20 protein-coding genes and 1 pseudogene are annotated in these 13,425 nt (G+C 66.3%); 19 read left to right on the top strand and 2 right to left on the bottom strand.

The genetic code is table 11. The annotated features are described in order from the left end of the window. Positions 1 to 128 precede the first annotated feature (128 nt). The 10 genes from C5F44_RS11925 (at position 129) to C5F44_RS11885 (ending at position 6,104) form a co-directional block, all read left to right on the top strand. A complete protein-coding gene (locus C5F44_RS11925) occupies positions 129 to 650 on the top strand; it encodes a GNAT family N-acetyltransferase (protein WP_107673757.1) in 522 nt (173 codons plus the stop codon). A 146-nt stretch (positions 651 to 796) separates the two neighbouring features. Then, on the top strand, positions 797 to 1,090 hold the full coding sequence (locus tag C5F44_RS11920; protein ID WP_164681960.1) for a chorismate mutase: 294 nt from the start codon (positions 797 to 799) through the stop codon (positions 1,088 to 1,090). A gap of 46 nt (positions 1,091 to 1,136) precedes the next feature. Then, on the top strand, positions 1,137 to 1,490 hold the full coding sequence (gene rpsP, locus C5F44_RS11915; RefSeq protein ID WP_107673756.1) for a 30S ribosomal protein S16: 354 nt from the start codon (positions 1,137 to 1,139) through the stop codon (positions 1,488 to 1,490). Between the two features lie 17 nt (positions 1,491 to 1,507). Next, positions 1,508 to 1,684, top strand: a complete 177-nt coding sequence (locus C5F44_RS18015) for a hypothetical protein (protein WP_164681961.1) — start codon at positions 1,508 to 1,510, stop codon at positions 1,682 to 1,684. Beyond that, on the top strand, positions 1,681 to 2,187 hold the full coding sequence (gene rimM, locus C5F44_RS11910) for a ribosome maturation factor RimM (RefSeq protein ID WP_107673755.1): 507 nt from the start codon (positions 1,681 to 1,683) through the stop codon (positions 2,185 to 2,187). The genes C5F44_RS18015 and rimM overlap by 4 nt, the downstream gene beginning before the upstream one ends. Before the next feature lie 191 nt (positions 2,188 to 2,378). Then, complete coding sequence (locus C5F44_RS11905) at positions 2,379 to 3,290, top strand: hypothetical protein (protein ID WP_146161943.1); 912 nt, start codon at positions 2,379 to 2,381, stop codon at positions 3,288 to 3,290. Between the two features lie 59 nt (positions 3,291 to 3,349). After that, positions 3,350 to 4,198 carry a tRNA (guanosine(37)-N1)-methyltransferase TrmD gene (gene trmD, locus C5F44_RS11900; protein WP_107673753.1) on the top strand — a complete coding sequence of 283 codons (849 nt, stop codon included), beginning with the start codon at positions 3,350 to 3,352 and terminating at the stop codon, positions 4,196 to 4,198. A 312-nt stretch (positions 4,199 to 4,510) separates the two neighbouring features. Further along, the gene (gene rplS / locus C5F44_RS11895) at positions 4,511 to 4,885 is read left to right on the top strand and encodes a 50S ribosomal protein L19 (protein WP_107673752.1); all 375 of its coding nucleotides are present in this window, start codon (positions 4,511 to 4,513) and stop codon (positions 4,883 to 4,885) included. Positions 4,886 to 4,897: 12 nt separating this feature from the next. Further along, positions 4,898 to 5,119: a 50S ribosomal protein L31 gene (gene rpmE / locus C5F44_RS11890; RefSeq protein ID WP_107673751.1), complete on the top strand. Its 222-nt coding sequence runs from the start codon at positions 4,898 to 4,900 to the stop codon at positions 5,117 to 5,119. Positions 5,120 to 5,294: 175 nt separating this feature from the next. Then, positions 5,295 to 6,104: a division plane positioning ATPase MipZ gene (locus tag C5F44_RS11885; protein ID WP_107673750.1), complete on the top strand. Its 810-nt coding sequence runs from the start codon at positions 5,295 to 5,297 to the stop codon at positions 6,102 to 6,104. Here C5F44_RS11885 and C5F44_RS17850 read toward each other — a convergent pair. Then, on the bottom strand, positions 6,073 to 6,441 hold the full coding sequence (locus C5F44_RS17850) for a hypothetical protein (RefSeq protein WP_146161942.1): 369 nt from the start codon (positions 6,439 to 6,441) through the stop codon (positions 6,073 to 6,075). The genes C5F44_RS11885 and C5F44_RS17850 overlap by 32 nt on opposite strands. On the opposite strand from C5F44_RS17850, the gene C5F44_RS11875 reads away from it, so the two are divergent. Next, entirely contained in the window at positions 6,434 to 7,942 is a 1,509-nt protein-coding gene (locus C5F44_RS11875) for a malonate--CoA ligase (protein ID WP_107673748.1), read from the top strand. The genes C5F44_RS17850 and C5F44_RS11875 overlap by 8 nt on opposite strands. On the opposite strand, the gene C5F44_RS11870 is transcribed toward C5F44_RS11875, so the two are convergent. Then, the gene (locus C5F44_RS11870; protein WP_107673747.1) at positions 7,918 to 8,316 is read right to left on the bottom strand and encodes an ArsR/SmtB family transcription factor; all 399 of its coding nucleotides are present in this window, start codon (positions 8,314 to 8,316) and stop codon (positions 7,918 to 7,920) included. The genes C5F44_RS11875 and C5F44_RS11870 overlap by 25 nt on opposite strands. Between C5F44_RS11870 and C5F44_RS18010 the strand changes: the two are divergent. The 8 genes and pseudogenes from C5F44_RS18010 to C5F44_RS11840 form a co-directional block, all read left to right on the top strand. Continuing rightward, positions 8,201 to 9,336, top strand: a pseudogene (locus tag C5F44_RS18010) (TAXI family TRAP transporter solute-binding subunit); the annotation flags it as partial. The gene C5F44_RS11870 and the pseudogene C5F44_RS18010 sit on opposite strands and share 116 nt — an antisense overlap. 114 nt (positions 9,337 to 9,450) lie before the next feature. After that, positions 9,451 to 9,729: a TRAP transporter large permease subunit gene (locus C5F44_RS18330; protein ID WP_412917546.1), complete on the top strand. Its 279-nt coding sequence runs from the start codon at positions 9,451 to 9,453 to the stop codon at positions 9,727 to 9,729. Continuing rightward, positions 9,729 to 10,559, top strand: a complete 831-nt coding sequence (locus C5F44_RS11865; protein ID WP_412917545.1) for a TRAP transporter large permease subunit — start codon at positions 9,729 to 9,731, stop codon at positions 10,557 to 10,559. Before C5F44_RS18330 ends, C5F44_RS11865 begins: the two co-directional genes overlap by 1 nt. Before the next feature lie 265 nt (positions 10,560 to 10,824). Then, positions 10,825 to 11,181 (top strand): AtpZ/AtpI family protein, encoded by a 357-nt coding sequence (locus C5F44_RS11860; RefSeq protein WP_107673746.1) that lies wholly within the window; start codon positions 10,825 to 10,827, stop codon positions 11,179 to 11,181. Next, positions 11,165 to 11,935, top strand: a complete 771-nt coding sequence (locus C5F44_RS11855; RefSeq protein WP_268876924.1) for a F0F1 ATP synthase subunit A — start codon at positions 11,165 to 11,167, stop codon at positions 11,933 to 11,935. The genes C5F44_RS11860 and C5F44_RS11855 overlap by 17 nt, the downstream gene beginning before the upstream one ends. A gap of 46 nt (positions 11,936 to 11,981) precedes the next feature. Further along, a complete protein-coding gene (locus C5F44_RS11850; RefSeq protein ID WP_107673744.1) occupies positions 11,982 to 12,218 on the top strand; it encodes a F0F1 ATP synthase subunit C in 237 nt (78 codons plus the stop codon). 83 nt (positions 12,219 to 12,301) lie between these two features. Then, entirely contained in the window at positions 12,302 to 12,853 is a 552-nt protein-coding gene (locus C5F44_RS11845; RefSeq protein WP_107673768.1) for a F0F1 ATP synthase subunit B', read from the top strand. A 4-nt stretch (positions 12,854 to 12,857) separates the two neighbouring features. Continuing rightward, positions 12,858 to 13,412, top strand: a complete 555-nt coding sequence (locus C5F44_RS11840) for a F0F1 ATP synthase subunit B (protein WP_107673743.1) — start codon at positions 12,858 to 12,860, stop codon at positions 13,410 to 13,412. Positions 13,413 to 13,425 lie beyond the last annotated feature (13 nt).

Genomic DNA, 13,425 nt, shown 5'->3' with positions numbered 1-13,425 from the left:
AATATCATCGAACCGGCCAACGCCCGCTCCATCGCGCTTGGCCTGCGTCTGGGGGGCGTGATCGACCCGTCCTTGCCGGGCATCGACCCCGGCGATGTGGTGATCCGCCACGATCTGCGGGGGGCGGCATGACCCTGCCTTTCGCCATTCCGGTGCTGGCCACCGAACGCCTGATCCTGCGCGAACCGCGCGAGGCCGATTTCCCGGCCATGCTGGCCTTCAACGACAGCCCCCGCGCGGTGCATCTGGGCGGCGGCATCGAACGCCGCTGGATCTGGCGCGGGCTTCTGGCCAACATCGGCCACTGGGCGCTGCGCGGCTATGGCTTCTATTCGGTTGATACCCGCGCCGGCGATTTCATCGGCCGGATCGGCGTGATCTATCACGACGGCTGGCCCGAACCCGAACTGGCCTGGCACCTGTTCGACGGCCACGAAGGCCGGGGTTACGCGCAAGAGGCGGCCCTTGCCGCGCAGACCGATTACCACGCCCGCCTGTCGCCCGCGCCGCTGATCAGCATGATCGCCACCGACAACACCCGGTCTGAAGCGCTGGCCCTTCGGCTGGGCGCCACGCGGGAAAAGACGCTGTCGGATGACAAGGGCAGCTATCACATCTACCGCCACCGCGCGCCGGGGGGGATGGCATGACCCTCGCCCCGCATCGCAGCCCGCACCAGACGCCGATGCCCGGCGCCGCCGCCGACAACGCAGATGACGCGCAGGTCCGGCGCCAAGGGAAGACGGAAGGAAGACGTGTGGAAGACGCGCGCAAGATCACGGAAAGGGGGGGCCTGATGGACGCCGCTGCCAAGGCCGCAGCTTTGCTGAAGGAACACCGCGAGTCGATCGACCGGCTTGACGCGATCCTGGTCTTCACCCTGGCCGAACGCTTCAAGCACACGCAGGGCGTGGGGCGTCTCAAGGCCGAACACGGACTGCCGCCCAGCGACCCCACCCGCGAGGCGCGGCAGATCGAACGCCTGGAACGGCTGGCCGAAGAGGCCCGGCTTGATCCGGAATTTGCCAAGAAATTCCTGAACTTCATCATCAGCGAAGTCATCAGGCATCACGAGAAACTGCAGAAATAGGGCGGGGTGCCCCCCGTCTTTCAGCCATCACCAAAGGAGAACTCACATGGCTATGAAAATTCGTCTGGCACGCGGCGGCTCCAAGAAGCGCCCGTTCTACTCGATCGTTGCAACCGACAGCCGTATGCCGCGCGACGGCCGCTTCCTGGAAAAGCTGGGCACCTACAACCCGCTGCTGGCCAAGGACGATGAAAAGCGCATCGTCATGAACCTTGACCGCGTGAACCACTGGCTCGCACAAGGCGCCCAACCCACCGACCGCGTCGCCCGCTTCCTGGAAGCCGCCGGCGTTCGCCCGAAGACCGCCCGTTCGAACCCCAAGTCTGCCGTTCCCGGCAAGGCCATGGCCGAACGCGCCGCGAAGAAGGCCGCCCGCGCCGCCGAACCGGCGACCGAGTGACCGGCTGACGCGGTCCCATGATCCCCGGCCTTGGCCTTGTGCGCCGGACCATCACGCTGGCCCTTCTGGTGGCGGCGTTCTGGGCCGGCGTCAGGCTGGGCACCTCGGGGCAGCAGGATGCCTGCCTTGATGCCGGCGGAACATGGGACACGCGCGGCTATTGCGAAGAACCGAAAGAGGAGCCCCAGCCATGACCGACCGCATCTGCGTGGGCGCCATCGCCGGCGCCTTCGGTGTTCAGGGTGAGGTGCGGCTGAAAAGCTTTTGCGCCGAACCCACGGACATCGCCTCTTACGGCCCGCTGACCACCGAAGACGGCCGCCGCAGCTTTACCCTGCGGCTGACCCGTCCGGTGGCCGGCGGCCTTGGTGCCCGCCTGTCGGGTGTGGCGACCAAGGAAGAAGCCGACGCCCTGAAAGGGACCGAGCTTTATGCAGACCGCAGCCGGCTGCCCAGCCTGCCGGACGACGAATTCTATCACACCGACCTGATCGGCCTTGAGGTGCGTGATCCCGGCGGTGCCGTGCTTGGCACCGTGACCGCCGTGCACAATCACGGCGCGGGCGATCTGCTGGACATCCGCCTTGCCGCGACCGGGGCCGCGCTGCTGCTGCCCTTTACCCGCGCCAATGTGCCCACGGTTGACCTTGCCTCGCGCCGGCTGATCGCCGACCTGCCCGAAGGGCTGGACGACTGAACCCGGGCGTCTGAACGGCAATCGGCCGCGCACCCGCAAGGCCGCAAATCCGCCCTTCTTTCGCCATGACGGTCGTCAACCTTGCCGCCGTCAAAGGTGCCCAAGTCGCAAGGTTTCTGCGCGCCCCGTGCACCCCGCTTGTGCTGGCCGGCGCAGGGCTGCGGCCTGCCGGCAGCAAAGGGGTCAGGGCCATGTCTCGTTTCCGCGTTCTTTTCCTGCAGATCGCCACGGCGCTTTTGTACATGGGGCCGCTGGTGGCGGGATTGGGCGGCTTTGGCTGGGCGATGCTGCCCCCCTTCGTGTCGATCTTCGTGCTTTGGCTGGTTTTGTTGCGCCCGCACCAATGGCCGATGACGCTGGCCGATTGGCGGTCCGGCGTGGGGGTCGGGGCCGCGCTGACGCAGATCCTCAGCCAGATCCTGCTGGTGACGGTGCTGTTCGGCGTCGGGCGCGGCATCGGCGGGGTGCTGGGCACCTTGCCGGTGATGTTCCCCATGCTGCCGGTTGCCATGTCCTTCCTTGCCCTGCCGCTGATGCGGCTGGCCTGGAACCCGGACCGCGCCCTTGCCGAAGGTGTCACCATCGACGCGCTGATGGAGGCCGCGCGCCTGCCGGTCGGGGTCAACCCGCTGGCGCGTGATCCGGCCCGCGCCGCAGCCGCCCTGCTGGCGCTGCCCGATGATGCCGCGCCCGAAACCGTGCTGGGGCTGCTGGAACAGTCGGCGGTGCCGGGCAAGGGGTGGCCGCCGGCGGCCGGGCTGGCTGCGGCGCTGGCCAGGGCACCCGCCGCCCGCCATGCGGCGTTGCGCAAGGCGCTGGTGCTGTGGGGCACCGATCCGGCCCTGCTGGCCGCGGGCAGTGCGCCGGGCGCCTTGCGGGCCGCTTTCGCGGCGGCGGCGCAGGACGACGGGCTGTTGGCAGATCTGCTGCCCCGCGCCACCGCGCTGGCCCGCGCGCTGCCGGACCGGCTGGACCAGTTCCCCGATGCCCTTGCCCTGCGGACGCTGGCCCAGGAACTTGGCGGGGACCGGGCGGCCGAACTGTCTGCACTGGCCGACCTGCTGCCCGCCACACCCGCCCGGGGCACCTCGCGCGCGGCCTGAGCGGGGCAGGGGCGACAGGCCCCTTTCCTGCCGGTCGGATTGCCGCTAATCCGGAGCCCATGTCGAACCCGTCCGATCCCCCGAAAAGCCACGGCCGCCTGTCGATCAAGGCCAGCCTGCAGCCGCGCGACCTGATGGAAGAGCCGCGGGTCGTGAAAGGGGCCTTCGATGCCCGGATCGTGACCCTGTTTCCCGATGCCTTTCCCGGCACCCTTGGCCTGTCGCTGACCGGCCGCGCGCTGGATTTCGGCCTGTGGCGGCTGAACACGGTGCCCCTGCGCGATTTCGGCGAAGGCCGTCACCGCACCGTGGACGATACCCCCGCAGGTGGCGGGGCCGGCATGGTGCTGCGCGCCGATGTGGTGGATGCGGCGCTTCGCGTGGCGATGCAGGGCGCAGACCCGGACCGCAGCCGCTGGCCGGTGGTCTATGTCTCGCCGCGCGGCCGCCCCTTCGATCAGGCCACCGCCCGCCGTTGGGCGGCCGGCTCGGGCATCACGCTGCTTTGCGGCCGGTTCGAAGGCGTGGACCAGCGGGTGCTGGACCATTGGCAGATCGAGGAAGTCTCTTTGGGCGATTTCGTCCTGACCGGGGGCGAGATCGCGGCGCAGGCCATGCTGGATGCCACCGTCCGGCTGTTGCCCGGCGTTCTGGGCAATGCCGCCTCGACCGATGAGGAAAGCTTTTCGCACGGGCTTCTGGAACACCCGCAATACACCCGCCCCCAGGTCTGGGAAGGGCAGGAGATTCCGGCGGTGCTGACGGGGGGCAACCATGGCGAAGTGGCCAAATGGCGCCGCGCGCAGGCCGAGGCGCTGACCGCCGCGCGGCGGCCCGACCTCTGGGCGGCGCATCAGGCGGCGCAGGACGCGGTGCCGAAACCGGGGCGAAAGGCCCGGAAACCCTGAAAACGGGCTCGTACCCCGTTGGCTTCGCTGGTGCAGAATCCCGCCTTGGCGTGGGCCACTCTGCCCCTTGACCAAAGCCCCCCGCAGGCCCTATACGCGCCCGGTCCGGGGCAGCCTTGCCCATCGGACACGATTCCCTTTTGCAAGGCCGGAACCCTTCGTCCGGCATCTCTTGCGGGGAGACGACAGAAAAGCAGGCGCCACCTCTGGCGGGCTTCTTTCCGAAAGGAAAGGGGGACCCGGACGAAGACCAGGAGCTCTGGCACGGCATCACCTCTGCGGAACCACCGCAGGCAACCGGAGTGACCGCGCATGAACCTCATCGCGCAGATCGAGGCGGAACAGATCGCCGCCCTCGGCAAGACCATCCCCGACTTCAAGGCCGGCGACACCGTTCGCGTCGGCTACAAGGTGAAGGAAGGCAACCGCTCGCGCGTGCAGGCCTATGAAGGCGTCTGCATCGGCCGCAAGGGCGGCGCCACGCTGGCCGCCAGCTTCACCGTTCGCAAGATCTCGTTCGGCGAAGGCGTGGAACGGGTGTTCCCGCTCTACTCGACCAACATCGACAGCATCGAAGTTGTCCGCCGCGGCAAGGTTCGCCGCGCGAAGCTGTATTATCTGCGTGCGCGCCGCGGCAAATCGGCCCGGATCGCGGAAAACGCCACCTACAAAGCGAAATCCGAGTAAGGAGCGGCCGAGATGAAAGAAGGCATTCACCCCGAATATCACTTCATCGAAGTGAAGATGACCGACGGCAGCACCTACAAGACCCGTTCCACCTGGGGCAAGGAAGGCGATGTCATGTCGCTGGACATTGACCCGCTGGCGCACCCGGCCTGGACCGGCCAGTCGGCCAAGCTGATGGATACCGGCGGCCGCGTGTCCAAGTTCAAGAACAAGTACGCGGGCCTCGGCTTCTGAGCCTGTCCCGTTACGAACCGAAGGGCGTGCCGCAGGGCACGCCCTTTTTGCTTGTCCGGCAGGCTGTTCCGGCCGGCCATGCCGTGCAACCCTCTTGCCGTCGGCGGATTCCCCCGCTACCCCCCATTGCCTAGAACTGCCGCGCTGCCACGCGGCCGAAGACCTGGGGGCTTGGATGGCGCATATCATCGTTGTGGGGAACGAGAAGGGCGGTTCGGGCAAGTCCACCACCTGTATGCATGTGGCCACCGCGCTGGCGCGGATGGGGCATCGCGTCGGCGGTCTGGACCTTGACCTGCGGCAGAAGAGCTTTGGTCGCTATGTCGAGAACCGCCGTGCCTATCTGGCGCGCGCCGGGCTGGATCTGCCCAGCCCCGATTACCGCGACCTGCCCGAGGCGGACCCGGCCACGCTGGCCCCCGGCGAAAACGCCTATGACCAGCGCCTGACGATGGCTGTCGCGGCGATGGACGCCGAAAAGGATTTCATCGTCATCGACTGCCCCGGCAGCCACACAAGGCTAAGCCAGGTGGCCCATTCGCTGGCCGATACGCTGATCACGCCGCTGAACGACAGCTTCGTCGATTTCGACCTGCTGGCGCGCGTCGATGCCGAGACCGGCAAGGTCAAGGGGCCGTCGATCTATTCCGAAATGGTCTGGGGCGCGCGGCAGTTGCGGGCGCAGGCCGGGCTGCCGCCGATTGACTGGATCGTGGTGCGCAACCGTCTGGGCGCGCAGCAGATGCACAACAAGAAGAAGGTCGGTTCGGCGCTGGAAGACCTGTCGCGCCGGATCGGGTTTCGCGTGGCGCCCGGCTTTTCCGAACGGGTGATCTTCCGCGAACTGTTCCCCCGTGGCCTGACGCTGCTGGATCTCAAGGATACCGGGGTGGATCAGTTGAACCTGTCGAACGTCGCCGCGCGGCAGGAACTGCGCGATCTGGTCGGCGCGCTCAGGCTTCCATCCGTTCAGGTTGCGTTCTGAACAGGCCGGCCCGCGCCCGGCTGGCCTGATGCGCATTACCCATTTTCCGCAGCCGGCGGTCAAAGGCCGTTTCCGGTTCTGCCGGTGCTGCCGGGGAACGCTTCAGCCGCAGCCGGCGCAGAAACTCCAACATCTTCGCCATGGGACGCTCTCCTTCGGTATCGGCACCCTTTGACAGGACCGTGCCGGTCAAGCTGGGCAGGTTTGTGGCGGGTTGGGGCTGAAAACCAGGCCATCGTCCGCCATGTTGCGACAGATTGTTTCCCGGCTTGAGGCGCGGGGCCGGGCCGTGGCAAAAGCGAGACGGCACCGACAAGGGCAGGATCATCATGGCCAACACGCTGTTCGACGCGCTTTTCGCCCCGCTGGCCGGGCGGGCCACGGCGTTCCTGATCCTGCCGGACGGGCGGGAAATCCGCGGTGCGGGCTTTCTGGCGCGGGTGGCGCAGGCGGCCCACGCCCTGCGGGCGGCCGGCGTGCAGCCGGGCGACAGGGTGGCGGTGCAGGTGGCGAAATCACCCGAGGCATTGGCCGTTTATGCCGGGGCGGTGGCCGTGGGCGCGGTCTTCCTGCCGCTGAACACCGCCTATACACCCGCCGAGGTGGACTATTTCATCGGCAACGCCACGCCGCGGCTGTTCCTCTGCGACCCGGCGAAAGAGGCGGCCCTTGCCCCCGTTGCCGCGGCCCATGGCACGGCGGTGCTGACGCTGGACGGGGCGGGTGCTGGCAGCTTCGCGGCGGCAATGGCGGGGCAACCCGAAACCGTGCAGCCGGTTGATCGCTGCCCCGACGATCTGGCCGCAATTCTCTATACCAGTGGCACCACGGGGCGTTCGAAGGGCGCGATGCTGACGCACCGCAACCTGCTGTCGAACGCCGAAGTGCTGGCCGATCTGTGGCAGTTCACCGCGCAGGATGTGCTGCTTCATGCGCTGCCGGTGTTTCATACCCACGGGCTGTTCGTGGCCACCAACATCAGCCTGCTGACCGGCGGTGCGATGATCTTCCTGCCGGGGTTCGATCTGGAAGCCGTGCTGCGCCTGCTGCCCCGGGCGACGGCGATGATGGGGGTGCCCACCTTCTATACCCGCCTGCTGGATGATCCGCGCTTTGACCGGGCGGCCAGCGCGCATATGCGGTTGTTCGTTTCCGGCTCGGCGCCCCTGCTGGCCGAGACGCACCGCGCGTTCGAGGCGCGGACCGGCCACCGCATCCTGGAACGCTATGGCATGACCGAGACCAACATGAACACCTCGAACCCCTATGACGGGGAGCGGCGCCCCGGCACCGTGGGCCTGCCTCTGCCGGGGGTGGCGTTGCGGATCATGGCCGAGGGGACCGAGGTCGCCCCCGGCGAGGTGGGTGTGATCGAGGTGCGCGGGCCGAATGTGTTCAAGGGCTATTGGCAGATGCCCGAAAAGACGGCCGAGGAGCTGCGCCCCGACGGCTGGTTCATCACCGGCGACGTGGGGCGGTTGGATGACGCGGGATACGTGCAGATCGTGGGCCGGGCCAAGGATCTGGTGATTACCGGCGGGTTCAACGTCTATCCGGTTGAGGTCGAGGCGGAACTGGATGCGCAGCCCGGGGTGCTGGAAAGCGCGGTGATCGGCCTGCCGCACCCCGATTTCGGCGAGGCGGTCTTTGCTGTTCTGGTACCGCAAAAGGGTGTGACGCTGGACACGGGCGCGGTGCTGGCCGGATTGCACGACCGGCTGGCCCGGTTCAAGCAACCCAAGGCCGCCGTGGTGCTGTCTGAGCTGCCGCGCAACACCATGGGCAAGGTGCAGAAGGCCGAATTGCGCAAGACCTATGCCGGCTGGTTTTCCGGCTGATCGCCGTCGTCATCCGGGGCGTCCCCCGCAAGCTCGGCTTCAAGAAACCGCTCGAAGGCATCCAGATCGACCGGCTCGAACTGGCCGAAGCCCTGCATCCAGACCGAGGCCGCGCGCAGCGCATCGGGTTCCAGCTTGCACCAGATCACCCGCCCCCGGCGTTCGCGGCTGATCAGCCCGGCATCGGACAGCACCTGCAGGTGTTTCGAGATGGCGGCCAGCGACATGGCGAAAGGGTGCGCCACATCGGTCACGGCCATGTCGTCTTCCAGCAGCATCGACAGAATCACCCGCCGCGTGGGGTCGGCCAGCGCGGCAAAGACGGCGTCAAGGCGGCTGGCGGCAGGGCGTTCTGCGGGGCGTGCGTCGGACATGGCGCAACTATCCGGGCCAGGCGAGCGGGCGTCAATCGAAAGCCGAAAACGCGCAAATTTCTTGTTACTTTGGCGCAAATCGCCCCCATCGGGCCGTCCGGCCGAAAGAAAAGTCACCCGGAAAGACTTGCGCCTGAAGTGTGGACCCCCGGCAAACCATCGACTGCCTAGGAAGACTGCCCGCGCGACCGTGGGGGCGGAACGTCAAGTACAGCCTAGGGAGAATGTTGTGAAAACCGTATTCATGAAGTCGATCATGGGGGCCGCCCTTACGGTGGGATTGTTTGCTCAAGGGGCCACGGCGCAGGAAATCCAGTTCTTCCGCATCGGCACCGGCGGCACGGCCGGCACCTGTTATCCGATTGGCGGCCTGATCGCGAACGCGATCTCGAACCCGCCCGGCTCGCGCGCCTGCGAGGACGGTGGGTCCTGCGGCGTTCCGGGGCTGGTGGCCACGACCGCTGCCTCGAACGGGTCGTTCGGCAACGTCAACGCCATCAATGGCGGCGCTCTGGAAGCGGGCTTCAGCCAATCGGACGTGGCCTATTGGGCGCAAACCGGCACCGGCCTCTGGGAAGGCCAGCCGGCGGTTGAAAAGCTGCGGCTGATCGCGAACTTTACCCCGAAAGCATCCACCTTGTGGCGCGCAAGGATGCCGGCATTGCCTCGGTCGCAGACCTGAAGGGCAAGCGCGTCTCGCTGGACGAGCCGGGGTCGGGCACGCTGGTTGACGCCAAGATCATTCTTGAGGCGTTTGGCCTGTCCGAAGCCGATGTCACCCCGGAATACCTGAAGCCGGATCAGGCGGCGGACCGGATGCGCGATGGCGCGATGGATGCGTTCTTCTTCGTGGGCGGCTATCCGGCCGGCGCGATTGCGGAACTGGCCAGCCAGCATGACGTGGTTCTGGTGCCGATCACCGGCCCGGAAATCGACAAGCTGCGGGATACCTATTCCTTCTTCGCGGCCGATTCCGTTCCCGCTGGCACCTATAATGGCCAAGACGCCGATGTCGCCACGATCTCGGTCGGGGCGCAACTGGTGACCAGCGCCGATCTGTCCGACGATCTGGTCTACGGCACCGCGCTTGGGGTGATCGCGACCTATGTGTTCCACTTCGTCCTGTTCGGGGTGATGGCGCAGAAGATCGGGCTGGGGCAGTTGTTCATTGACCTTGCCACCGCGCTGACCGGCCGCTTTGCCGGCGGGCCGGCCAAGGTTTCGGTGGTGTCCTCGGCCATGCTTGGCACCATTTCGGGGTCCTCCATCGCCAATACGGTGACAACCGGCGCGCTGACCATTCCGGCCATGATCAAGGTTGGCTTCCAGCGCCATTTCGCGGCAGCGGTCGAGGCGGCGTCGTCCACCGGGGGGCAGATCACCCCGCCGGTCCTGGGGCGGTGGCCTTCCTGATGGTCGAGTATCTGGGAATCCCGCTGCGGACGATCCTGATCGCCGCCATCGCTCCGGCCTTCTGGGCGATCACCGCCTGCATGGTGGTCTACCTGATCCAGCGCATCATGGCCGCAGGGCCGGCCGAAGGGGCGAAGGAAACCGCACTGGGTATTTATGAAGGCTTTGTGGCCGGTGCCCGCCAGTCGCTTTCGGTGACGGTGACCGCGGCCCTGGTGGGCGTGGTGATCGGAATCGTCACGCTGACGGGCGTGGGCTTCAAGATCGCCTTCATGGTGACCAGCGTGGCGCAGGACTGGGCCGGTTCGACCCATGCCTTCCTGTCTTTCCTGCCGTTTGAGCTGTTCACCATGCCCACACTGGCGCTGCTGTTCACGCTGATCCTGACGGCGGTGGTCTGCGTCCTCATGGGCTGCGGTGTGCCGACCACGGCGAACTATATCATCATGGTCGCGGTTGCCGCGCCGGTTCTGGGCATGATGGGGGTTGAGCCGTTGGTGGCGCGTTTCTTCGTGTTCTACTTCGGCGTTCTGGCTGATGTGACACCCCCGGTGGCGCTGGCGGCCTATGCGGCGGCAGGCATTGCGGGGGCCAACGGCTTCAAGGCGGGGAACACGGCCTTCCGGCTGTCGATGGGCAAGGCGCTTGTGCCGTTCGTCTTCGCCTTCTCGCCTTCGTTGCTGCTGGTGGAACGGATCGTGCTGTCGATTGCCGCGCTGCTGATGATCGCGCCCGAGATCGTGTCGACGCTGATCGGCGCGGCGATTCTTGGCGCGGTGTTCCTGCGCCAGACGCTGACCGGTCGCAGCGGGCCCGCACTGGCCACCTGAAGCAGACAGCGCCCCGCCGGATGACCGGCCGGGCGCTTCCCGGCCTGGCGGCGGGCCTTGCCGTCTGCGCCGGAAATTCCTCAACTTGACGGTTGAATATGGCGATCCGGCATGGCCGGGCGCCGCTTGGGGAAGAAGACTCAGCCATGAGTCGTGATCCTGTTGAAATTCAAATGGTTACATCCTTGATGTTGTGGTCTGCGGCGGGTTGACACAGGCCGCCCCCGCCCGTAGAACGCCCCGGACTGCCGGAAAGGGCCTTCAAATGGCTTCGGACCCCCATCCCGACCGACTTCGTGCGCTGGAAGAGCGGCTTGCGAAACTGAGGGATAAGCCGAAGCCGGTGAAATCCCAGACGGCGAAAGGATTCTCGCAAGGCGAGGTCGCCTATCGGATGGTGATCGAGCTGGCCACCGGAATACTGTTCGGGGTCGGCATCGGTTACGGGCTGGATGTGCTGATCGGCACGCTCCCGCTGTTCCTGGCGATCTTCTCGCTGGTGGGGTTCGCGGCCGGGGTGCGCACCATGCTGGGCACCGCACGCGAACTTCAGGGAAAACAGGCGACCGAAGCGGCGATCGCCGCGAAGCGTGAGGGGAACGAAGGTGGCGACGGGAACTGAAGAGCACGCGGCGGAAGGCAGCGGTCTGGCGATCCACCCGATGGATCAGTTCATCGTCAAGCCGCTGTTCGGCGACGGTCCGGTGCATTGGTACACCGTCACCAACGTGACGCTGTGGATGGCGATCTCGATCGTCGTGCTGCTGGGGCTTTTCGTTCTGGCAACCCGTCATCGCGGCATCATCCCGTCGCGCCTGCAATCGGTGGCCGAACTGTTCTACGGTTTCATCCACAACATGGTGGAAGAAGTGACCGGCCATGAAGGCGCGAAGTTCTTCCCCTATGTCATGACGCTGTTCATGTTCATCTTCCTGGCGAACATGCTGGGTCTGATCCCGATGAGCTTTACCACCACCTCGCACATCGCCGTGACGGCTGTGCTGGCGGTGACGGTCTTCCTGACGGTCACGCTGGTGGGGCTCTATCGCAAGGGGATCGGCTTCCTGGGCATGTTCTGGGTGTCGTCGGCGCCGCTGGTGCTGCGCCCCGTGCTGGCCGTGATCGAAGTGATTTCCTACTTCGTCCGCCCGCTGTCCCACTCCATTCGTCTTGGCGGCAACCTGATGGCCGGTCACGCCGTGATCAAGGTCTTCGCGGGCTTCGCCGGCGCCATGGGCGTGGCTTCGGTCGTGCCGATCGCCGCCATCGCTGCCATCTACGGTCTGGAAACGCTGGTTGCGGCGGTTCAGGCCTACGTATTCACAATTCTGACCTGCGTGTATCTGCGCGACGCCGTCGGCGAAGCCCATCACTAAGGTCCGGACACAGAACCCTAGCCATTCCAATCACAGGAGAACCATCATGGAAGGCGAACTCGCGCTGCTCGGCAAGTACATCGGTGCCGGTCTGGCCACCATCGGTCTGGGCGGCGCCGGCATCGGCGTGGGCCACATTGCCGGCAACTTCCTGGCCGGCGCCCTGCGCAACCCCTCGGCGGCTCCGTCGCAGATGGCCAACCTCTTCGTCGGCATCGCCTTCGCAGAAGCTCTGGGCATCTTCTCGTTCCTGGTCGCCCTGCTGCTGATGTTCGCCGTCTGATCCGGCATCCGACACCTTGAGAAGGATCGCGCCCGGCATGGCCTGGCGCGTTCCTGGTTCATAAGGGTCCGATGGGGGACAAGATGGCAACAGAACCAATCCTTGAAGAAGCGGCAGGCGTTTGCGTCAACGCCCATGGCGGTGCCATCGGTATGCCGCAGCTTTGCGCCGAATGGATTCCGAACCAGGTTTTCTGGCTCGTCGTCACGCTGATCGTGATGTTCCTGATCCTGTCGCGGATCGCGCTGCCGCGCATCGGCGCGGTGCTGGCCGAACGCAAGGGCACGATCACCAACGACCTTGCGGCAGCCGAAGAGCTGAAGCAGAAGGCCGCGGCGGCGGAACGGGCCTATAACGAGGCGCTGGCGAATGCCCGCACCGAGGCGGCCAAGATCGTTGCGGCAGCCAAGGCCGACATCCAGAAGGATCTGGACGCCGCAACAGCCAAGGCCGACGCCGAGATTGCCGCCAAGGCGGCACAGTCCGAAGCGTCGATTGCGGAAATCCGGGCCGGAGCCATGGAGGCGGTGCAAGCCGTTGCCAAGGATACTGCGAAGGAACTGGTTGCGGCTCTGGGCGGCTCTGCCGATGCCAAGGCTGTCACCGCGGCTGTTGCCGCGCGTCTGAAAGGGTAAGGCCATGCGGAAGCTTACGGTTCTTTTCGCGCTTCTGGCCTCGCCCGCGATGGCGGCTTCGGGGCCGTTCTTCAGCCTTCAGAACACCAACTTCGTGGTTCTGATCGCCTTCCTCGTTTTCCTGGGCATCCTGGTCTACATGGGCGTGCCGAAGAAGCTGACCGGGATGCTGGACGCGCGCGCTGTCCAGATCAAGGCCGAGCTGGAAGAGGCCCGCGCGCTGCGCGAAGAGGCGAAGACGATCCTTGCCTCGTATGAGCGCAAGCAGAAGGATGTGGCCGAGCAGGCAGAGCGCATCGTTTCGTCCGCCAAGGAAGAAGCGATGGCGGCTGCGGCGCAGGCCAAGGCTGATCTGAAGGACTCGATCGCGCGGCGCCTGAAGGCTGCCGAAGAGCAGATCGCCAGCGCCGAAGCCGGTGCTGTGCGTCAGGTGCGCGAGCAGGCCATTTCGGTGGCCATTGCGGCGGCGGGTGACATCCTGTCGAAACAGATGACCGCAGACGGGGCGAAAGCCTCGATCGACGACGCCATCGAACAGGTCGGCGCCAAGCTGCACTGAACAGACTTCGAGG

The organism is Fuscovulum blasticum DSM 2131, assembly GCF_003034965.1.
GTDB classification, from domain to species: Bacteria; Pseudomonadota; Alphaproteobacteria; order Rhodobacterales; family Rhodobacteraceae; genus Pseudogemmobacter; species Pseudogemmobacter blasticus.
Note: the sequence above shows the minus strand (reverse complement) of the source record. Positions and strands in the feature narration are given on the sequence as shown.